Source organism: Halobacillus sp. ABD4_316, from assembly GCF_056161385.1.
Window position 1 is genome coordinate 264,484 of the sequence record NZ_JBSWZA010000002.1, and the last position, 20,977, is coordinate 285,460.

Consider the following 20,977-nt stretch of genomic DNA (forward strand, 5'->3'; position numbering starts at 1 on the left):
TGACTATTCTCTGATAGTTTAATAGATTCTAACTAAGGAGAGGTTATTTAAATAACTTATAAAAGGAGAACTGTTTATGACACATTCAAGAATTGCAGCCATTGATGTTGGTAATGATGCTTTGAAAGCAAACTTCGGGAAACTGGAATCTTCCCTTTATATTCCTAACGTAGTAGCGAGAGATTTGGAGGACCGCCCGGTTATCGGGATTGAGGATCTGGATGATAAAAATCCACTCGATAATCTACATATTCGGGTGCATTCCCCTGCCCTCAGGGAAAATAATGCGATTTACCGCGTAGGTAATCTGGCGACAAAAACAACAAACTCCACCGAGCTTGATCCAGGAAGCTATAAATCGGAAGAAGATCAGACCCTGATTATGCTGTTTGCGTCCCTTGCCCTTGATGCGGTTTCTGGAAAAGGATCTCAGCAAGCTAAAAATAATGTAGTAGAAGCCAACTATACGCTCGGTACGGGTCTTCCCCTGCGTGAAGTCAAAGAAGGGAAGGACGTAGGATACCGTTCCCAGCTCCTCGGATCTGTCCACCAGATTGAATTTTTAGTAACCCCTAAATATCAGGGGATGAAAGTCAACCTTAAGTTTGACGAAGTGAAAGTTTATCCGGAAGGCTTCGCCGCCTATGTCAACCTTGTTATGGATAATGATTTGAACATTATCAACAAGGAGCTTGTGGACAAGCAGATTCTTATTCAGGATATTGGTGGATTATCCACAGATATCGCGGTCATCCGCAACCGTAATGTGGATGATGACAAGGCACAGGGATTCAACCTCGGTGTTTCTGAATCGCTGGAAATGATTCGTGATGAAATTTTGACGAAGCATGGAGTGGAACTCGACAGCCGCCGGGACGTAGTCGATATTATTACGAGGAAGAACGACCGTCACCACATTATGGTTCGCGGGAGCCGTACAAGTGTCCATGACATAACCGATCGTATTCTCCTTGAACTGGCTAAGAAACAATACCGATACCTGCGCAACGTGTGGCAGAAAAATTCCCAGACGGAAATCTGCTATTTTGTTGGTGGAGGCTCTGCCGTTCTTAAGGAATACATCAAGATGTTGAACAATAAACTGGACGGATTTAATATTGAATTCTTCGAGGATGAGGAAGAAAGCATCTGGATGATGGCAAACGCTTATTACAAGCTGATTTCCGACTTTATCCGTAAAACGAACAAAAAACCAGCCGAACCGGCGAATAAAAAAGTGGAACAACAGACCGGATCTTCCAAGTAAGGTGATCATTCATGAGTTCATCTAGAAAAAGTGTCGAACGGGGGCAGTCCATTACATTTCGTGTCCCCTCGGACACTCCGGATCATTTATTGAAACAATTGTCGCACTTGAAAGAGACAGAACGGCGCAATTTTTCCAGCCGTATTGCTCAGTTCGTTATGGACGGAGTGAATGAATCTCTTTCCAAGGATAAAGAAACGATTACAGTCCCCCTTCCGAAAGCCTTGTCGAAAGAGCAGAGAAACTGGATGAAGCATGAACATTCCGAAGCATTGATCGGCAGTATCCTCCATCAACTCATTATGGATCCCGTCCGTGCTACAACACTACTGGCTTCCCTGAACAGCCGCGCCTATGATATAGACGACGCCCTGTATCTTCAGGAAGAAACCGCTGCATCCGATGAGCCTCAAGTTCCTGTTATTCCTGATGAAGAGGAAGAAGGAGAAGAGCTGAAGGAGCCGGTGTTGGATACAACCGGAGACGATGATTTGGATGGACTGGACCTTGGCCATTTCCAGGACGACCTCCGTGATGCGGAGTCGTCGGGGGAAGCCGAGGAAGAGGATGATGACCTGCTCGGAGATTTTCTTTCAAGGATGAATCAATAATCGTAAGCCCGCTCTTAACACAGGAGAGGGCTTATTTTTTTGAAACTTTTTACTGGAAAATTACGTAAACCATTATACGAGGAGGGATATACTTGGTACTTCGTGTAGAGAATTGTTCAGTGGAAATCGCCGGAAATCCGATCTTACAACACGTAAGTCTCCAGGCCGGACGCGGAGAAATCCTTGCTCTGGTCGGTCATAATGGAGCAGGCAAATCGACGTTGATGAAAACGATGATTGGTATGAGAGGGAAGCTGACAGGGACGATTATGATTCAGCAGGAAAGTATGGATGACCATTTGAAGAACTATAAGCGTTTATTCAGTTATATCCCGGAAGAGCCGCTGCTGTTCAGTGAACTAACGACCCGGCAGCATTTTGATCTATACAGGCGGAGCTACTCCATCGATGAAGATATTTTTGCAGCCAGAGTTGAAGGGTATTTGGCCGCCTTTGAAATGACGGACAAAAAGGATGACTATCCAGAAGCGTTATCCAAAGGAATGAGGCAGAAGGTTCAGACGATTTGTGCCCTCCTGCCGGATGTTCCTGTTTTGTTTATTGACGAACCTTTTATGGGTCTGGATGTATACGCTGGTCAATATTTAGAAGAAGAGTTGATTCGCAGAAAAGAACAGGGCATGACGATTATTCTGACCACTCACCAGCTGGACAAAGTGAAAGCTCTGGCAGATACATACGTTATGTTGAAACATGGTTCTGTGTCTTCCTCCGGCCCTGTCGAATCTTTTGAGAAGCTGGAAAGAAGGGGGCATAAATGAACAGGCCGGAGAGCAGGCAGGTTTTTCGGCTGCTGCAGCGTAGTCGTCGGCAGAAAAAGATGCATTTGTACCGAAAATCGTTTAAGACGTTGTATGATCCTGTGGTATTTCTTTATGCCGGGGTCATGGCCGTTATATTGCTCTTTATCAGCCTTGATTGGTTGAAAGAATTCACCCCGTTTTTTCAAACATTGGAAAAACGTGCCTTGATGTATCTCCCTTTTCTTCCCCTTGCTGTGTGGGTGAGAGCTTGTATGGCAGCTTTCAAGGATTCCTCGCTGCCTTTTACTTCATCAGAACTTCACCTCAGCCTTCTTCCTCATTCCAGACGGGACATTCTTTTATATTTATACAAGGAGAAGGCAGGGAAAACCCTCCTTCTGGCAGCCGTTTTGCTATTGGCAGCCGGTTCTATCACCCCACTATCGTCAGCCTTTACACTTTTATTTCTTATGGTATATGGAGTCAGTCATCTGTTTGAGGTGTGGATTCAATGGAGATTATACAGCACACCGTGGTATATCAAACTGGTGCTTGCCGCTGCAGGGGGAATGGTTATAACGGCCGGCTATACAGCAGGATCCTTCCTTGGTCTGGTTATCGGGACACTGGTATGGGCTGCCGCAGCTTCCAGTGCCTGCTTTTATTATTATGAACCTTCCTGGGGCAGGATCGCGGAACGGAACGACGCAAAGGTTTGGAACCTGTGGCTGGTCAATCAAGTGACGAATGTCGCTGTGAAACCACCCAGACGGTTTACGGCTGCGGTCCAGAGAAGGAGAAACAGTAGGTTTTATCCTAAGCGGTTGTATGATCGGATCTGGCTGTCCCATGGAAAAGAATCCTACAACTATCTGCTGTCTGCTCTAACAGCGGGCGTCCTTATTATCATCGTTGTCCCACTCCAGGAGGACTGGATGAGATTTTTCACGGTGCCGCTGGCTGCTTTTATCTTTGTTGAAGTGTCGACCAGTATCTTTCACAATTTTTTTAAACAGCCGACGGTATTTCGATTTATCCCAGTTGAGGATGAACTGCTCGCCCTTACGTATGTGAAATGGATGACCCCCCTGCTTGTTATTTATGGATGTGCGGTGATGGTTATTCAGGAGATGCTCGGTTTCTCTTTGGTTTCTTCGTGTATCCAGGCATTGGCCATTGCTTGTTGGACGGGGTATGACTTGAAAGGGAGCGTGTTGGAGGAGATGAGGAAAGTGAATGAAGAATCCTTTTATCCAGCTTCGTGGTATCGATTGGCGGGATATGTATTCACAGCCGCCGTTATGGTGTATCCATCTTCAGCTCTCCTTCTTATAGTCTTCTTTCTCACCCGGGGAGGGTTCCGTTTGAATATACGACGAAAAAGAACCCTCTGATTCTATTCAGGGGGTTCCATTTATACGGTGGTGTCCAGCAAAGGCTATGAAAGAGGCTTCATCTTCAATCAGACCGCAGGCCCCGCACTGGACCTTAATGGTTGGTCCTTGATAAGCGAGATGAAAGGCATCCATGGTTTCTGCAGTGTAAGAAGGATTTTTTTCTCCAGTCTGCGGGTCCATCTTGACCGGCATTGCCTGCTGTTCAATGACGTTAAAGCGAGAACGGTTTGTTCTGCATCCTGGACATAAATAAGGATTCAAATCGATCACCTCCAGGAATAGGGTTCCCGAAAGGCCGGCATTTATGAGCCGGCCTTATTTCCCGGGGAATAGAACGAGGAGGCTTCCTTTGGTACGGATTGCTGAATGAACTGTCCGGCCACGAGTCTATTTCTGACCGTAATGCCCAGCCAGGAGGCAAGAAACGCCTTGATCAATCCGACCGCGATAAAAGGATAGGCACCGGTGGCAAAGGCTGCGGTCCAGCTGATATCAAGAACGAATTTTAACTGCAGGGTTCCACATAGAAGAGTGATGACCATCCCGGCCGTATTCGCCGCCAACGCCCATCCTAAGTTGAATGACGTTTTTTCGAGGATATATCCAGTTATAAATGCACTGAGTATGAATCCGAAAATGTATCCTCCCGTCGGTCCGGCAAGAACCTGGGGTCCTCCGCTGAACCCTGCAAATACAGGCATCCCTACCGCACCCAAAGCCATGTATCCAACCATAGCTGCTGCGCCCTGGCGGCTCCCGAGAATCGTGGCGGTTAAGCCGACAGCAAGTGTCTGGCCGCTGATCGGTACAACGGGAAGAGGGATTTCAACTTGGGCCATAATGGCCGTTAATGCGGCGAAAATCGCACTATTCAACAAAAATCGAAGCTTTCTGCTTTCGTCTGACATGAAGCAGCCTCCTTTTGTAAACTTATTTGATAATAGGTTAACATAAAAAGAGGAGAGAGATGACAAACGATGAAAAATTCATGTATAGATAGTAACTTTTAAGTGTCATAGGCCAAGAGGTTCATTTTTCCATGACAAACCTGTAATAAAACAAGGATAAATGTGTCAGAGTTTTAAAACTATCGCCATAATGGTACAAAAATGAAATAAGATGAGTTAAAATAGGGTAATGTAAAATTAACGGAGGTTTTACAATGTTTACAGGAAATAAATATATAAATAAAAAAACAGGACTGAAACTACTAGTCTATGCATTTGTGATCGGTCTATTCTGGTTGAAAATGTATTATATTCAAACAAACATTTTCACATTGGGTGTCGAGAATGCGAATGAGGCGAATATTCTGGCCTTCAACCCGCTCAGCAGTATATTCCTATTGTTCGGAGTTGGAATTCTGCTTGGACGCCGGCGAGGGATGTTTGCTGCCTACATTCTAGGATCCATCCTGCTTTATGTGAATGTGTTGTTTTATCGTGAATACAATGATTTCATCACTATTCCGATGTTAAATCAAGTAGCCAACCTGGCTGACCTCGGGGGAAGTATTACGACGATTATGAGTCCTGCTGACTTATGGTTGTTCGTTGATGTGATTGCTGCAGGCTTTCTGTTGTTTTATCTCAAACCTTCCCGCTTCCAGACGTTCACACCGAAGCGGCCGGAGGGAATCGTTCTGGCCATCGTTGCTATTCCCCTGTTCATTGTAAACCTTCAATGGGCGGAGACAGAACGTACGGACCTGCTTGAACGAACATTTGACCGCAACATGCTTGTCAAATACATTGGTGTATTGAACTATCATGTGTATGATATTGTTCTTCAAGGGAAGACCGAAATGAAGAAAACGCTGGCGGACAGCAATGAGCTCGTCCCGGTCATTAACTATTTGAACGAAAACAAGAAAGAAGACAACGACAGACTGGAAGGTGCCGCTGAAGGCAAGAACGTGATTGCCATTTCATTGGAAAGTACACAGACCTTTGTAGTGGATAATACGCTGCACGGAGAGGAGCTGACTCCTTACTTCAACGACCTGAAAGAAGAGGGGATCTACTTTGATAACTTCTATCACCAGGTTAAACAAGGACGGACGTCTGATTCCGAATTTCTACTGGCGAACTCCCTTTATCCTCTGAACCGTGGCGCCGTATTCTTTACGCACTCCGGTAACGAATATAAAGCGATGCCGAGCGTACTTGGTGAAAATGGCTACTTTACAAATTCCATGCACGCCAACGATAAGACATTCTGGAACAGAAACGTAATGTATGATTCGCTGGGGTATGATGAATTCTTCTCCAAGGAAGATTATGAGGTAACGACAGAAAAGTCCCACGGGTGGGGGTACCTTGATGAATACTTCTTTGAAGATTCCTTGAACAAAATGCAGGAGATGGATCAGCCGTTCTATTCTAAAATGATTACGCTGACCAACCACTACCCGTTCACACTTCCTGAAGAGTTGAAACTCATTGAAGAAGGAGAAACGAGCAGCGGCACATTGAACCGTTATTTCCAAACCATCCGCTATCAGGATGAAGCGTTGAAAAAATTCGTCGAGGACTTCAAGAACTCAGAGCTGTATGACAATACAATCCTCGTCATTTATGGAGATCACTTCGGCATTTCCGAGAATCACCAGGAAGCGATGGGTGAGTATTTAGGAAAAGAAATAAATGAGTATGAACAGTTCCAGCTTCAACGTGTTCCTTTCCTTATCTACGGAAAAGACATCGAATCTGAGGAGAATCATACGGTTGGTGGACAAGTTGACCTGCGTCCAACCCTCATGAATCTTTTAGGTATTGAAGATGAGAACCCTGTCCAATTCGGTCATGATCTGCTGGATGAAGACCGCCGTCAATTGATGATCACACGAGACGGAAACTTTGCCAACGAAGAATACGTTGGTATTCAAGGCACATGCTATGATCGTGAAACAGGAGAAGAAGTCGAAGATGGAGCTGCCTGTGAAGATGGCTTCACGGCCGCACAGGAAGAATTGGAGATGTCCGACTCCATCGTATACGGCGACCTGCTCCGATATCTGGACGAAACGGAATTGGTCACAGAAGATGAACAACCCCAATCAAACGAAGAATAAACCAAACCCCTCTGTTGTCAGGCAGAGGGGTTTTTATGTCCAGAGTGCATAAGAAGGTTTTCAAATATAGAAAGGTTCACGGTAACGGACCAGAAGCGACGGCCCTCCATCCCGGAAATCCTCCGGGGGTAGAGGGGCGGGTAAAGACAACAACGAAAAAAGGACCTGGGTAGGTCCTTTTTTAAAAGCTCTGTTAAAGTCTGTTGTTGATATTTTAAACGAGTACTAAATCGTTTCCGTCTGGAATTAGGGGTCCGGTCTGCTATTTACTCAGAGCATGGGATGGCAGGGAAAACCGTCCGCTTTCCGCGGGGAGCGATGAGCCTCCTCGAACTCCAAGGCCGCCTCCTACAAATCCCATGACAGAAAGGGGTGATAGGAGCTCACATGTTAAATAACAACACCAAGCAATAACAGAGCTTTTTAAAAGATGTCCATCCAGATCTTAACCGTCGATGCCAGGATCAGTACAGCAAGGACTGTCTGGAGAATCTTTGTATTCACTTTCTTACCAGCGGATGCTCCGAGAGGGGCCGCAATCAGACTGGCCACAATCATAATAGCAGCAGGCGCGTATTCCACCTGTCCGGTCGTAATTTTTCCAATCGTTGCGCCGATGGAAGAAATGAACGTAATCGCCAGAGAAGAAGCAATCGTCATTCTTGTTGGGATCTTTAATACGACAAGCATAATGGGTACAAGCAGGAAAGCACCGGCTGCACCGACGATCCCGGCTCCAATCCCGACAATCAGGGCAAGCCCGGCGGCCAGCGGACGGTTGAATGTCACTTCATCCATCTCTTGGTCATCCAGTCCATTTTTCGGAATGAACATCATAACGGTAGCAATCAGGGCGAGGATACCGTAAACAAGGTTGATACCTGCTTCCGGCATGAAACGCGACCCGTACCCTCCGATAAAGCTCCCGATCAGAATGCTGATTCCCATATAAATAATCAGCGGCTTATTTAAGTAACCGCCTTTCCGATAGGCCCACACACCGCCGATGGTGGCAAAGAAAACCTGGACCGCACTGATCCCGGAAACTTCATGAGAGGTGAAGGCTGTAAAACCGACAAGGGGTGGAATATAAAGCAGCATCGGGTATTTTATAATCGACCCGCCAATTCCGAGCATGCCTGATACATAGGAACCGACAAAACCGATAAGGAAAATCGTAAGAATAAATCCAAATTCCATGAAGATGACCTCCTTAAAAAAGGGAACCTCTACCGGTTCCCTCTGCATTTTTTATACGTGAATCTGTGTGCTTACTCGCCTTTTTGAATCCAGAATTTGAATAAGCCGTCTTCTTCTTCATGTTTCAGCAGTTCATGACCGCCGGACTTTGCCCATGCTGTCAAATCGCTTTTCGCACCTTTATCCGTGGCGTGAATTTCAAGAATTTCACCGGCTTCAACGTCTTTCATCGCTTTTTTTGTTTTTACAATCGGCATTGGGCATGCCAGACCTTTTGCGTCAAGTACTTTCGCTGCGTTCATATTGTTTCCTCCTCAATTTTGATTGATGCATGCGTCCGTAGTGGACGGACGCATGTCAGAATGGTTTATCTTACAGCACAGCGGTTTGGACCAATCTCCATTTCCCGCTGCTCTTCGTGGTCAGGGCTGATTCTGCCCATATTCGTTTCACGGATCTGTTGATAGGCGTTTGGCTGTGGTGGCAGGTTTTCTGTAACCATACGGCGGAATTCACCTTCATCGGATATATTCAAGCCGTGGTTCCGGGAAAACAGAGTTCCAAGTTTCTCTGCTACCGTGCCGTCTTCGTTCAATTCTTTCATCATCATAAAGTGGGCGGGGAGGACGACGAGTTCATTAGAGAGTTCCTTATAGCGTGTATAAAGGGTTTCGCGCAGGTCCCCTACCCAGTCCTCTGCTTTTCCAGCCAGGTCAGGACGGCCGATGGAATCGATGAATAGAATATCTCCCGTCATCAGAAACGTATCGTCCACGACAAAAGAAGTGGATCCGATTGTGTGTCCTGGTGAGTACAACGCATGAATATCAATGTTCGAATGACCGATCTTTACGTGATCGGCATCCCTTAGAGGCTGATAGTTGAAGACAACTTCACCGGCATCTTCCGGTGGCAGCCAGTAAACAGCTCCTGTTTCCTCTGCAAGCTTACGACCGCCTGAAATGTGGTCTGCATGAAGATGGGTATCAAAGACATTCGTAATCGTTACTCCGAGTTTCTCAGCAAAATCCGTGTAGGCTTCGGTCATTCTTACTGCATCAATGATGGCTGCTTCGCCTCCGGATGTGACCATATAGGAAAGACATCCTTTTCCGAGACGGACGAACTGATACAGTTCACCGCCGTCCTTCAGATCACTGACTTTCCTTGGCTCGAGATGCTCACTCCAGGCTTTCATACCGCCTTCCACTGAATAAACATCTGTCATTCCTTCTTCAACAAGCATCTCTGCAACCATTTGTGAAGAACCACCTTTGGCACAAACGACAGCAATCGGTTGATCTTTTGGCAGCTGTCCTATAATTTCATCGACACCGTCCAGCAAATCAAAATAGGGAACGTTTAAATAAGAAAAATGCTCACTTTCGATTTTCCAGTCCTGATGGGCATCTTCTGTGCGGACATCCAAAAGGAACAGCTCTTCGTTATTCAGGACTTTATGAGCAATGTCTTGGATCGACATATTTTTCATTGTCATATACTTACCCCCTTGGGTATTATTTCAGTCAAAAAATTATTGATTCAGTGATTTCATTTCGCCGTTCCAGCCGCTCATCCCGGGAACTACGTTATAAACAGCAGGAAACCCTTTATCGGCAAGCTTTTGTGCGGCCAGATCGCTTCGGCTGCCTGTGCGGCACACGACATAGACCGTTTTACTCTGATCGAGTTCATCACCACGATCGTCGATTTCACCCAAAGGAATAGAAATGGCCTCAGGGATGTGGTGGAAGGCATATTCTGCTGTTTCGCGAACATCAACAATGATGGATTCAGGATTTGAGCGAACAGCATCCAGTTCTTCGTTGTTCACGACATCCGGGTGCTTTTTCTCTGCTGTTTCTTCATCATTTGATTTGCGTACATAGTGTTTGAGGATTCCGTCTTCTTCAATGGTACCCAGGTACTGGTGACCGGCACTCTTCGTCCATGCCTGCAGATCTGCCGTTGATCCTTTATCAGTGGCCTGGACTTCAAGTACCTGTCCGGATTCCATGTTTTTCATCGATTTTTTCGTCTTCACGATCGGCATCGGGCAGGCTAATCCTTTAGCGTCCAGTGTTACATCTGTTTTCAATTCCATTGCAATTCCTCCTCTACCCATAAGGGTCACTTGGTTATTTCGTCGGTCCTTCCCAGCTCATCATGCCGCCTTCCATGTTCGTGATATCAAATCCTTTATCTTCAAGGATCTCGCTGGCACGGCCGCTGCGTCCACCTGAACGGCAGACCATAAGATAAGGTTTTTCTTTATCAAGTTCATCTGCGCGGTCTGCAATGGATCCCAGCGGAATGTGTTTAGCACCTGGAATCATACCTTCAGCGACTTCTTCATCTTCGCGAACATCCACAATATTTAATGTTTTTCCTTCATTCAGCTTTTGTTCTACTTCTTTTGCCGTCAATGTCTTCATTCTTGATTCCTCCTCGATTATATAAACAGGTTTACAGCGCCGTCTTCAGCATCAGCGAGATAGGCGGCTACGCCGGCATATTGAATGTCATCCAACAGTTCTTCTTTCTGCAGACCTAAAAGGTCCATAGTCATCGTGCAGGCTACAAGGTTCACATCTTGTTCCTGGGCCATGTCGATCAAATCCGGCAGTGGCATAACGTTATGCTTTTTCATGACGTCTTTGATCATCTTCGGTCCAAATCCGGCAAAGTTCATTTTAGAAATGCCCATTTTATTTACACCTCTAGGCATCATCCGGCCGAACATTTTCTCCATAAACCCTTTTTTCAATTGGATGGGTTCATCTTTACGTAAAGCGTTCAATCCCCAGAACGTGTGGAAAATGGTGACTTCATGATCATAAGCTGCTGCTCCGTTGGCAATGATGTAGGCAGCCATTGCCTTATCATAATCCCCGCTGAATAAAATGATATTCGTCTTTTTTGTCTCAGACAATGTTATATCCTCCTTGAATTAATACACCCTAGGGTATATTAAAATCTAAAAATTTATCTGCTTTTGACGAGCAGTTGAACGGCCTCATTAATGGAGGCTTCTTTATCTTCCTGTTGATCTGCTTCCTGGATGCACTCCACAAGGTTGGAACTTACCACAAGTCCAATCGCTCGGTCAATGGCACTCCGCGAAGCAGAAAGCTGCGTAATGACATCTTTACAGTCTTTATTTTCTTCCATCATCTTCAATACACCACGCAGCTGGCCTTCGAGACGCTTGACTCTGTTCTTCATGGCGTCATTATATTCCATGTTTTCCCCTCCTTGTGAAGATGTTTGCTGTTGAACAGTACATGACATATCATATACCCCTATAGGTATAATGTCAACACCTTCGTTTGAATGAATGGATAGGACGAGAAGGAAGGGTGAAGCTAGGAAAGGAGGTGAGGGTCCATGGATTTATGGAAAGACCTGTTCATTGTCGTCCTTCGGATTGTTACGATTCTCCCGCTGATGCTCGGGGTTGGTATTTTCATGGGGAAACGGTCGATCGGGGAACTGCCGGTCTTTGATTTTCTCGTCGTGCTTGTGTTAGGTTCTGTCGTTGGCGCAGATATCGCGGATCCTGATATCGATCATATACATACGGTTGCTGCCATTATTGTTATAGCCCTGCTCCAGAAATTCATTGTTACGGTGAAGCTGAAAAACAGGAAGCTGGGCAGACTGCTGACATTTGAACCGACCATTGTCGTATATGAAGGAAAAATGGTGGAGAAAAACCTCCAGCAGATCCGCTATTCCATTGATAACATCACTCAAATGCTTCGCGAACAGCAGGTTTTCGATCTCACTCAGGTGGATCTCGGAATCGTGGAGGCCAACGGCCAGTTATCTGTGAAATTAGTGCCTGAAAAAGAACCGCCCACACGTGAGGAATTCCAGATGCCTTTAAGGGGAGGGGGGTATGATATCCCCGTCATTCTTGATGGAACCCTCCAGCTTGATATCCTCCAGAGGATGGGGCGTGACCGTGCGTGGCTGGAATCAGCGCTTGGAGATCATCAGGTAACAGATGTTTTCTTCGGAGCTATAACAAGTGAAGGGGAATTTCATTACTCGTTAAAAGGGAATCCTCCAGACAATCTGCCTCCGCTGAACCATTAAAAAAGAGCTGCCACGAGGCAGCTCTTTTCACCCTTATATCGATTTGTCCATACAGCGGATCAAACGTGATTCAATATCTTCAGCCATGGCAAGAATTTGGTCGTCATTCACCATTTGTGTAAGGGAGGATGGTTTGGGCATTCCGATCCTTGTTTGCTGCTGCTCTTTATAAACAACCATTTTACAAGGCAGGAAGTATCCAGCCATTTTGTTCTGTTCCAGGACACGCTGGGCTTCTTTTGGATTGCACACTTCAAGAACCCGGAAATCGTCCTCAAAATCCAAGCCTTTCTCGTTCAATTTTCCCTTCAGGTCAAAATTCCATAGGACACCGAACTGTTCCTCTTTCAAATTCGCTTCCAGGCTTTCAACGGCCTGCTCTACGCTTTTTTCTGTTTCAACCGTATAATGAAACATGTTCTCCCTCCTTATGAATTCTTCTTTACCATACCCATTGTGGTATGTTGTTAATCATGGAGGATTGGAAAGGTGTGAATTGTAAGAGGGCCGTCCTTATATTAAAATGGAGTGTGGATAAAGAGAGGACGTGACTGGAATGACAGAAGATATCAAATTAATAGCTCTTGACCTTGATGGTACGTTAGTGAATCACGCAGGAGAGGTGTCAGAAGCCAACGCTGCTGCTGTGAAAGAGGCGAAGGAGAAGGGGATCCATGTGGTCCTGAGCACGGGACGCTCCCTTTCCCGGTGCCGGCATATTTCTGAAGCGCTTGGCCGTTCGTCGTACATCGTCACCATTAATGGTGGAGAGATTTATAATCATGATTACGAACTGGTGGATCAGACGAAACTCGATCACAGCCATGTGAACCGTTTGTGGGAAATGAAACAGGAACACGGCCTTTATTTCTGGTCATCAACAGTCCAGGGGCTGTATAATACGCAGAACCCTTTTGATAATGAAATTGAAGACTACGACTGGCTCAAATTCGGTTTCGATATCGAAGATGATGAGGTCCGTCAAGTGATCCTGGATGAGCTTCAGGCTAATGATGCGTTGGAAGTGACGAATTCAAGTCCTACCAATATTGAGGTGAATCCCGTAGGCGTGAACAAGGCAGCTGCCCTGTTGAAAGTGTGCCGGTGGCTGGATCTTGATATGAAGAATGTCATGGCTGTCGGCGACAGCATGAATGATATAGCCATGATCCGGGAAGCGGGTCTTGGTGTAGCGATGGGCAATGCACAGCAGATTGTCAAAGATGAAGCCTCTTTTGTAACGAAATCAAACAGCGAGGACGGCGTAGCCGCAGCGATTAAAAAAGTTATAGAATAACGAACAAAACCAGTCCGGCAAGGGCTGGTTTTTTTGTCATTCGATGCAGAAAAACAATTTTTTGTAAGCGTTTTCCGTTAAGGGCAGGAAAAACGAGGAAGAGAGGAGAAATAGGTGCTTAGTAAAGGCGGGGAGGGTGGACATGAAAGCGGGATACATAACAGAAGAACATGAAATGCTCCGGGATTCCTTTAATAAATTTTTAAAAAAGGAAGCTGTCCCCTATTACAAAGAATGGGAGGAAAAGGGGGAAGTGCCCCGGTCCTTTTGGAGAAAACTCGGGGAGCAGGGCTATTTGTGTCCATGGCTTAGTGAAACCTATGGCGGGATGGAGGCAGATTTCGGTTACTCTGTCATCATTAATGAGGAGCTTGAAAAAGTAGGAACCGGTTTGATTGGGATCGGCCTTCACAATGACATTGTCGTTCCTTATCTGGAAGCCTATGGTACGGAAGAGCAGAAGGCAAGGTGGCTTCCGAAATGTGTGACAGGAGAGGTGATCACGGCTGTTGCCATGACGGAACCGGGAGCGGGGTCGGACCTTGCTGCCATTCGTACAACAGCAGTAAAGAAAAATGATACGTATGTCATGAATGGAGAAAAGACATTTATTACGAATGCGATTCATGCGGATTTAATTGTCGTCGTCTGTAAGACAGATCCTCATGCTTCCCCGCCGCATAAAGGGATCAGCCTGTTCGTTGTCGAGCGGGGGACACACGGTTTTTCAAGGGGAAGGAAACTTGAAAAAGTCGGACTGCACAGCCAGGATACTGCGGAATTGATTTTTGAGGATGCCATCGTCCCTTCCTCCCAGCTGCTGGGAAAAGAGGGAGAGGGATTTTATTATTTGATGAATCAGCTGCAGCAGGAGCGGCTGATTGTAGGCATCGGAGCTGTTGCGGCCTGCGAACGGATGTTGGAAATAACCGTGGATTACGTCACCCAGCGTCAAGCTTTCGGAAGGTCCATCGCTTCGTTTCAAAATACTCAGTTCAAACTGGCTGAGCTTCATACAGAAATTGAAATCGGCCGCACTTTCCTGAACCGGACGATTGAAGCTCATATGCAGGGAGAAGACGTTGTAAAGGAAGTATCGATGTCCAAATGGTGGACGACAGAACTCGTGAAAAAGACAGCCCTGGAGTGCATGCAGCTCCACGGCGGCTATGGATATATGGAAGAGTATGAGATTGCCAGGAGGTTTCGTGATGCCCCTGTAACGGCTGTCTATGCAGGTTCCAATGAAATCATGAAAACCATTATTGCGAAGAAGATGGGATTGGGAGGATCAAAGCATGAATGAAGTCGTAATTGTTGAAGCGGTTCGAACGCCTGTAGGGAAAAGGAATGGCGTGCTAAGTTCTATCCGCCCGGATCTGCTTCTGGCCGGCGTTTTGAATGAGGTCGTAGAAAGAGCCGGTATTCCAAAGGGAACCGTGGAGGATGTGATTGCAGGTTGTGTGTCACAGGTGGGGGAGCAGGCCGGTGACATTGCCAGAATTGCAGCCTTAACGGCCGGATTTCCTGTTGAAGTTCCAGGGGTAACCCTTGACCGTCAGTGCGGCTCCAGCCAGCAGGCCGTTCATTTCGGTGCACAGGCGATTGCATCCGGTGACATGGATGTCGTCATTGCCTGTGGTGTTGAAAGCATGTCCCGCGTCCCGATGTTTTCAAACATGAAAGGCGTTTCCTTCAACGAGATGCTGACGGAGCGCTTTGACATGATCAATCAAGGGGTATCAGCGGAAAGAATCGCCGAACAATGGAAGCTTACGAGGGAAGAGCTGGATGCTTATGCAGCAGAAAGCCATCACCGGGCTTTGGCAGCTATCCAGGCAGGGCATTTTCATAAGGAGATCATGGCTGTGGAAACAGAGGCTGGACGGGTTGAAGTGGATGAGGGACCCAGACCAGGTACATCTGTGGAAACTTTATCCACCCTGACGCCGGCTTTTCAGGAAGGCGGCTGCATTACAGCAGGGAATGCCAGCCAAATTAGTGACGGCGCGGCAGCTATCCTGCTGATGTCGAAAGATAAAGCGGAACAGTTCGGACTGACTCCAAAAGCAAAAGTCCTTGCCCGTGCAGTGGTGGGATCAGATCCAACGCTCATGTTGACGGGGCCGGTTCCAGCAACCTGGCAGGTGTTGAAAAAAGCCGGTTTGAGAATAAAGGATGTGGATGTGTTTGAGGTGAATGAAGCCTTTGCGCCCGTCCCTATGTTCTGGATGAAAGAGACCGGAGTATCTCATCAGAAATTGAATAGGAACGGTGGAGCGATCGCTTTAGGCCACCCGCTCGGGGCTACCGGAGCCAAATTGATGACCAGCTTGGTTCACGAATTAGAACGGACGGAGAAGCGTTACGGACTGCTCGCTGTGTGTGAAGGACACGGCATGGCTAATGCCACAGTGGTGGAAAGAGTGGGAGGACACTCATGAATGTCTCAGGTGTGACAGCGTTCATCACAGGCGGAGCTTCTGGCCTTGGAGAGGCCGCTGCCCGGAAGATCATCCGGCAGGGCGGCTGTGTCGTGATGGTCGATCAGAATGAAGAGAACGGAAAGGCTCTTGCCCGCGAACTTGGGAGCCGGTCGCTTTTTATCCAGACGGATGTAACATCTGAGACAGAAGTCCAACAGGCTTTAGAGAAGGGTGTGGATGTGTTTGGGGGCATTCAGGCGGTTATCAACTGTGCCGGTATTGTCACGGCTGAAAAAGTAACAGGCAGAGAGGGACCCCACTCGCTGGATTCGTTCCAAAGGGTGATCCAGGTCAATTTGACAGGCACCTTTAATGTTATCCGCCTGTCTGCTGAAGTTATGCAGAATAATGAAGCTGTTGAGGACGGGGAACGAGGCGTCATCATCAATACTTCTTCTGTCGCTGCTTTTGAAGGCCAGATTGGTCAGGCGGCCTACAGTGCCTCAAAAGCAGGCGTAGCCGGGCTGACGCTTCCAGTTTCCAGAGAGCTGGCCCGCTGGGGTATCCGTGTGATGGCCATTGCACCCGGACTTTTTGAAACGCCGATGTTTGACCGTCTTCCGGAACAAGCAAGAGAAGCTCTTGGTCAAATGACACCATTTCCGAAGCGGCTGGGAAAACCTTATGAATTTGCCAATCTGGTTGTAAGCATCATAGAAAATTCTATGTTGAATGGGGAGGTGATCCGCCTGGACGGAGCCATACGGATGCAGCCGAAATAATCCTTCCGTGTCCTGGATTTCTTGTTGAACCGGCAGAAAAGCCACTGGTAAAAACGAAAAGGAGTCGATGAAAATGGGACCAACATTAAAGAGCATGTTTGAGCAGACTGCTGCGAAGTATCCGGATAAAGAAGGCCTTGTAGATGTTCGGCTTGGAGTGCGGTGGACGTTCAAGGAGTGGGAGGATGAAGTGGACAGGACAGCCGCAGCGCTTTCTGCTTCCGGTGTGGAGAAGGGGGATAAAGTATCAACCGTCCTGTACAACACAGCAGAATTCGCCACGGTTTTGTTTGCCTGCATGAAAATCGGTGCTGTATTCAACCCGATCAACTTCCGACTTACAGAAAAAGAGATCCGCTTTATTTTGCAGGATGCCGGTCCGAAAGTTGTCCTGTTTGAAAAAGCGACGGCCCCTCAAGTGGAAAAAGTGGCTGGTGGGATGCCGGGAGTGGAGTTCTGGTCGATTGATGAAGCCTTTTCTTTTGCCTCTCATTATTACGATCGTATGGAACAAGTCCTGGAGCGCCCCCCTGTCTGTGAGGTCCAGGAGGATGACCCTTACGCAATCATGTATACATCAGGGACGACCGGTCTGCCGAAAGGAGTCATTCATACCCACAGGGATATGGTGGACCAGGCGCTCATTATAGCGGCTTCCATGCGTCTGCAGGAAGAAGACAGAGGGCTGACCGCGGCACCTATCTTCCACTGCGCGGAACTGCACTGTGCCTTTTTCCCACGAGTTATGATTGGTGCATCCAATGTTCTTCTCCATCATTTTGATGCCCCGGCAGTGATCAAGACCGTAAGAGAGGAACAGATTACAACGTTCTTCGCTGCACCGACAATGTGGAATATGCTGCTGCAGGAAGACTTCTCCCATGAGGACTTTTCAACACTGCGTCAAGGGCTGTATGGCGGCGCACCAATGGCTCCAGCGCTTACTTTAAGACTGCATGAAGTGCTCGGGGTGGAACTGGTCCAGGCGTACGGGATGACTGAAATGGGACCGGCGATTACGGCGTTGTTCGACCACGAGCAGATCGAGAAAGCCGGATCGGCGGGAAGGCCGATTTTCCATCATGACATACGGGTCGTACGGACGAATGAACACGGTCCTGCGGAGCCCAATGAAATTTGTAAGCCTCAGGAACTCGGGGAAATTATCGTGAGGGGGCCGAGTATGATGAAGGAATACTACAACAACCCGGAAGCGACGAAGGAAGCGTTGTATAAAGGCTGGTACCACACCGGGGATATCGGCTCCTTTGATGAAGACGGCTATTTGTGGGTGAGTGACCGGGTGAAGGATATGATTCTATCCGGCGGGGAGAACATCTACTCGCGGGAAGTGGAGGACTGCTTATTCGCACATCCGGGTGTCCTGGATGCCGCTGTTATCGGTGAGCCGGATCAGCTTTGGGGAGAGCGGGTCGCCGCTTATATCGTCAGAAAAGACCCCGGACTATCGGAGAAGGAGCTCGATGAATTCTGTATTTCAAGTGGGCAGCTGGCCCGCTATAAAAGGCCGAGACGCTATGAATTTGTGGACGAACTGCCGCGGAATGCCAGTGGGAAGCTTCAAAAATTCAAACTGAGGGAAACCGTGGAAAAGGTAACAGAATAGCAGAAAGAAAAGGGTGCCCCTGATCAAGGCACCCTTTTCTAATGGAAAAATCCAGCCCAGAGATCCGTGCGATCGGTTTAGGATATGATATAGGATAGGGGGATAGATGAAAGGGAGGAGAGATACTTATGAAGCGGCGCTTTCGTATCGGGGAAATGGCCCGGTTATTTCAGATTTCTGCTTCTACGTTAAGGTATTACGATCAAATCGGGCTGTTTCGTCCGGGGTATGTGGATCCGGAAACACAATACCGCTATTATAACTTTGAACAGTTTGTCGTATTGGATACGATCATATTTCTAAAGAAGAACGGCTTTTCCATCGATGATATCCACCACCAGCTGGCAAACCGGACAGCTGAAAATACAAAAGAGCTGCTGGAGAGCAAACAAAGGGAAATCGATAATGAAATGGTAAGGCTGAAGAAGGTTTCCGCAATGATTCAAAGCAAAATTGAGACCATTGATGAGGGGCTTGCGCTCCGCCGGTCGCCTTCTTTCGTCTATCGTTATTTTCCTGAGCGCCCGATTACGTATTTGTATAATGATCAACCGGTGGATCTTTTTGTAGCATCAGACGCCATTTTTCTTCAGGATCTGGAAGAACTCGCATCTGCTGGAGGCGGTTATGATGGATTTTTCACAGGGGATATGGGGACGATGGTCGACATGGACAGTCTTCATGGAGAAGGACCTGCGAAATATTTCGCTGTGTTCATATTTTTAGCAAAAGACAAGGAAACACCGGCGAGTCCCAGCCTTCCTGAAGGGACATATGCCTGCTACCCCCACCGGGGGCCTTATGAGACGATTAAAGACAGTTATGCCGTGATGCTGGATCACTTGAAGGAGGATGGAAGGCAGATATCAGGGACACCTCTGGAAGTGGCGGTTCTTGATGAATCGGTAACCAACGATTCATCTGCCTATGTTACTTGGATTCAAATTCCTGTAACAGAAAAGGATTGACCTTAAAGTCACTTTAAGGTTTATACTTTCTCTTGCAAACAGATGCAGGAGGTCATAAAGATGAGTGGAACACATGAGACGTTGAGAACCAAACCAGTAAGACAGGTATTCTTTCAATATTTCTTCCCGGCGTTGTTCGGGATGATGCTGATGTCGATCAACATCCTGATCGATGGCATATTCGTAGGACGCGGTGTAGGCGAAGAAGGACTGGCTGGTGTCAATCTTGCTATGCCGGTTTTCTCATTGATCTTCTCCATTTCCCTCTGGATCGGAATCGGAGGAGGGACGATTTATTCCATGCATATCGGCCGTGGAGAGCCTGACAAAGCGCGGAGTGTCTTTTCGCTTTCCACTGCGTCTTCTCTCGTTATACTGGCTGTAATCGGAACAGCCGGATACTTTTTCATTGAGCCAATCGCTTATTGGCTCGGGGCCAATGCGGATACGTTCGCTCCTACCGTGGACTATTTAACGGTTTTATTTCTGCTGGGGTGGTTGATTGCCCTTCAGCAGCTCCTCAGTATCTTCGTCCGGAACGATGGAAGTCCTACCCTCTCTATGGTGGCGCTTGGGGTAACTGCCATCGTGAACATTGGTTTGAACTATTATATGATTTTCATTTTGGAAAAAGGGGTGTTTGGAGCGGCACTGGCGACCGTGCTTGCCAGTGTGGCAGGTCTGGTTGTGCTGCTGCTTCACTTTTTCAAGGAAAATACTTATCTGCGAAAACCGGTTTTTCTATGGTCATGGAAGCTTCTTGGAGAAGTTATGACCATCGGTTTTCCGAGCTTTCTTGCAGAGGCGGGGACGCTTGTATTTGTCGCTGGATATAATATAGCGATCGGGGAGTTACTTGGAACGGAAGGCGTCGCCGCTTTTTCAGTAGTGAATTACCTGCACGGCTTTATGTTCTTATCCTTTTTCGGTATTGAATCGGCCCTCCAGCCGATGATCAGTTATTACCATGGAGCTGGGAGCAAGGCTGCCATCAAGGATTCAGTGAGGATAGGTGAACGGACAGCTGCAGGTCTCGGCATCGTGCTGCTAATCATAGGAGTTTTAGCTGCCCGTCCTCTTGTTTCCTTGTTTGGAGTGGAGTCCAAAGATGTCACGGATCTTGCGGTGAACGGCATCCGGCTGTTCTTTACCGGGTACTTGTTTTTAGGCTTCAACTTCGTTTATATGACCTATTTCCAGTCCGTAGGTCAGATACGCCCTTCGACAACGATTATTGCTCTGCGGAGCTTTGTATTCATCCTTCCGCTTTTATGGCTGCTTCCAAATTGGTTTGGAGCTGCAGGGGTATGGCTGTCTCTGCCTCTTGCGGAAATGTTCGTCGCTGTTCTGCTTGCTGTCATAACCCGGAAACAGGTGTTAAAAGCTTGAATTATAAGTCATGAAGGCACCTGAGGCTTGCGGGAAGGTTGGGAAAAAGGAGAATCGACCGCTGGATTTCTCCTT

At 47.3% G+C, this 20,977-nt stretch carries 23 protein-coding genes; 13 read left to right on the plus strand and 10 right to left on the minus strand.

Annotated elements, in window-relative coordinates; all coding sequences use genetic code 11:
* The first annotated feature begins 76 nt into the window (after positions 1 to 76).
* From ACXAJH_RS08420 to ACXAJH_RS08435, 4 genes are all read left to right on the plus strand, one after another.
* Entirely contained in the window at positions 77 to 1,267 is a 1,191-nt protein-coding gene (locus tag ACXAJH_RS08420; protein WP_474969961.1) for an Alp7A family actin-like protein, read from the plus strand.
* 11 nt (positions 1,268 to 1,278) lie between these two features.
* A complete protein-coding gene (locus ACXAJH_RS08425) occupies positions 1,279 to 1,878 on the plus strand; it encodes a hypothetical protein (protein ID WP_474969960.1) in 600 nt (199 codons plus the stop codon).
* A gap of 92 nt (positions 1,879 to 1,970) precedes the next feature.
* Complete coding sequence (locus ACXAJH_RS08430) at positions 1,971 to 2,660, plus strand: ABC transporter ATP-binding protein (protein ID WP_474969959.1); 690 nt, start codon at positions 1,971 to 1,973, stop codon at positions 2,658 to 2,660.
* Positions 2,657 to 4,036 carry a hypothetical protein gene (locus tag ACXAJH_RS08435; protein ID WP_474993611.1) on the plus strand — a complete coding sequence of 460 codons (1,380 nt, stop codon included), beginning with the start codon at positions 2,657 to 2,659 and terminating at the stop codon, positions 4,034 to 4,036. Before ACXAJH_RS08430 ends, ACXAJH_RS08435 begins: the two co-directional genes overlap by 4 nt.
* A 6-nt stretch (positions 4,037 to 4,042) precedes the next feature.
* Here ACXAJH_RS08435 and ACXAJH_RS08440 read toward each other — a convergent pair whose 3' ends face one another.
* The gene (locus tag ACXAJH_RS08440; protein ID WP_474993612.1) at positions 4,043 to 4,300 is read right to left on the minus strand and encodes a DNA alkylation repair protein; all 258 of its coding nucleotides are present in this window, start codon (positions 4,298 to 4,300) and stop codon (positions 4,043 to 4,045) included.
* A 41-nt stretch (positions 4,301 to 4,341) separates the two neighbouring features.
* A complete protein-coding gene (locus ACXAJH_RS08445; RefSeq protein ID WP_474970755.1) occupies positions 4,342 to 4,947 on the minus strand; it encodes a biotin transporter BioY in 606 nt (201 codons plus the stop codon).
* 254 nt (positions 4,948 to 5,201) lie between these two features.
* Here ACXAJH_RS08445 and ACXAJH_RS08450 point away from each other — a divergent pair, with 254 nt between their 5' ends.
* Positions 5,202 to 7,112, plus strand: a complete 1,911-nt coding sequence (locus ACXAJH_RS08450; protein ID WP_474993614.1) for an LTA synthase family protein — start codon at positions 5,202 to 5,204, stop codon at positions 7,110 to 7,112.
* 423 nt (positions 7,113 to 7,535) lie between these two features.
* Here ACXAJH_RS08450 and ACXAJH_RS08455 read toward each other — a convergent pair whose 3' ends face one another.
* The 7 genes from ACXAJH_RS08455 to ACXAJH_RS08485 form a co-directional block, all read right to left on the minus strand.
* Entirely contained in the window at positions 7,536 to 8,312 is a 777-nt protein-coding gene (locus ACXAJH_RS08455; RefSeq protein ID WP_474969954.1) for a sulfite exporter TauE/SafE family protein, read from the minus strand.
* A gap of 71 nt (positions 8,313 to 8,383) precedes the next feature.
* Positions 8,384 to 8,614 (minus strand): sulfurtransferase TusA family protein, encoded by a 231-nt coding sequence (locus ACXAJH_RS08460; RefSeq protein WP_474990377.1) that lies wholly within the window; start codon positions 8,612 to 8,614, stop codon positions 8,384 to 8,386.
* Between the two features lie 65 nt (positions 8,615 to 8,679).
* Positions 8,680 to 9,810 (minus strand): MBL fold metallo-hydrolase, encoded by a 1,131-nt coding sequence (locus tag ACXAJH_RS08465; RefSeq protein WP_474993616.1) that lies wholly within the window; start codon positions 9,808 to 9,810, stop codon positions 8,680 to 8,682.
* Between the two features lie 36 nt (positions 9,811 to 9,846).
* Positions 9,847 to 10,416, minus strand: coding sequence for a sulfurtransferase TusA family protein (locus ACXAJH_RS08470; protein ID WP_474993618.1), 570 nt, complete (start codon positions 10,414 to 10,416; stop codon positions 9,847 to 9,849).
* 34 nt (positions 10,417 to 10,450) lie between these two features.
* On the minus strand, positions 10,451 to 10,747 hold the full coding sequence (locus tag ACXAJH_RS08475) for a rhodanese-like domain-containing protein (RefSeq protein WP_474969951.1): 297 nt from the start codon (positions 10,745 to 10,747) through the stop codon (positions 10,451 to 10,453).
* Positions 10,748 to 10,764: 17 nt separating this feature from the next.
* Positions 10,765 to 11,244: a DsrE/DsrF/DrsH-like family protein gene (locus ACXAJH_RS08480; protein ID WP_474969950.1), complete on the minus strand. Its 480-nt coding sequence runs from the start codon at positions 11,242 to 11,244 to the stop codon at positions 10,765 to 10,767.
* A 53-nt stretch (positions 11,245 to 11,297) separates the two neighbouring features.
* Entirely contained in the window at positions 11,298 to 11,555 is a 258-nt protein-coding gene (locus ACXAJH_RS08485; protein WP_474969949.1) for a metal-sensitive transcriptional regulator, read from the minus strand.
* 144 nt (positions 11,556 to 11,699) lie between these two features.
* Here ACXAJH_RS08485 and ACXAJH_RS08490 point away from each other — a divergent pair, with 144 nt between their 5' ends.
* On the plus strand, positions 11,700 to 12,413 hold the full coding sequence (locus tag ACXAJH_RS08490; RefSeq protein WP_474993620.1) for a DUF421 domain-containing protein: 714 nt from the start codon (positions 11,700 to 11,702) through the stop codon (positions 12,411 to 12,413).
* A gap of 33 nt (positions 12,414 to 12,446) precedes the next feature.
* On the opposite strand, the gene ACXAJH_RS08495 is transcribed toward ACXAJH_RS08490, so the two are convergent.
* Positions 12,447 to 12,830: a DUF302 domain-containing protein gene (locus ACXAJH_RS08495; RefSeq protein ID WP_474969947.1), complete on the minus strand. Its 384-nt coding sequence runs from the start codon at positions 12,828 to 12,830 to the stop codon at positions 12,447 to 12,449.
* A 139-nt stretch (positions 12,831 to 12,969) separates the two neighbouring features.
* On the opposite strand from ACXAJH_RS08495, the gene ACXAJH_RS08500 reads away from it, so the two are divergent.
* From ACXAJH_RS08500 to ACXAJH_RS08530, 7 genes are all read left to right on the plus strand, one after another.
* Positions 12,970 to 13,710, plus strand: a complete 741-nt coding sequence (locus ACXAJH_RS08500) for a Cof-type HAD-IIB family hydrolase (protein WP_474969946.1) — start codon at positions 12,970 to 12,972, stop codon at positions 13,708 to 13,710.
* 142 nt (positions 13,711 to 13,852) lie between these two features.
* Positions 13,853 to 15,016: an acyl-CoA dehydrogenase family protein gene (locus ACXAJH_RS08505; RefSeq protein WP_474993621.1), complete on the plus strand. Its 1,164-nt coding sequence runs from the start codon at positions 13,853 to 13,855 to the stop codon at positions 15,014 to 15,016.
* On the plus strand, positions 15,009 to 16,154 hold the full coding sequence (locus ACXAJH_RS08510; RefSeq protein WP_474993623.1) for a thiolase family protein: 1,146 nt from the start codon (positions 15,009 to 15,011) through the stop codon (positions 16,152 to 16,154). The genes ACXAJH_RS08505 and ACXAJH_RS08510 overlap by 8 nt, the downstream gene beginning before the upstream one ends.
* Positions 16,151 to 16,918: a 3-hydroxyacyl-CoA dehydrogenase gene (locus ACXAJH_RS08515; RefSeq protein WP_474969943.1), complete on the plus strand. Its 768-nt coding sequence runs from the start codon at positions 16,151 to 16,153 to the stop codon at positions 16,916 to 16,918. Before ACXAJH_RS08510 ends, ACXAJH_RS08515 begins: the two co-directional genes overlap by 4 nt.
* 73 nt (positions 16,919 to 16,991) lie before the next feature.
* Complete coding sequence (locus ACXAJH_RS08520) at positions 16,992 to 18,545, plus strand: fatty acid--CoA ligase (protein ID WP_474969942.1); 1,554 nt, start codon at positions 16,992 to 16,994, stop codon at positions 18,543 to 18,545.
* Between the two features lie 128 nt (positions 18,546 to 18,673).
* Positions 18,674 to 19,513: a MerR family transcriptional regulator gene (locus ACXAJH_RS08525; protein WP_474969941.1), complete on the plus strand. Its 840-nt coding sequence runs from the start codon at positions 18,674 to 18,676 to the stop codon at positions 19,511 to 19,513.
* A 60-nt stretch (positions 19,514 to 19,573) separates the two neighbouring features.
* Positions 19,574 to 20,902 (plus strand): MATE family efflux transporter, encoded by a 1,329-nt coding sequence (locus tag ACXAJH_RS08530; protein ID WP_474993625.1) that lies wholly within the window; start codon positions 19,574 to 19,576, stop codon positions 20,900 to 20,902.
* Positions 20,903 to 20,977: the final 75 nt, after the last annotated feature.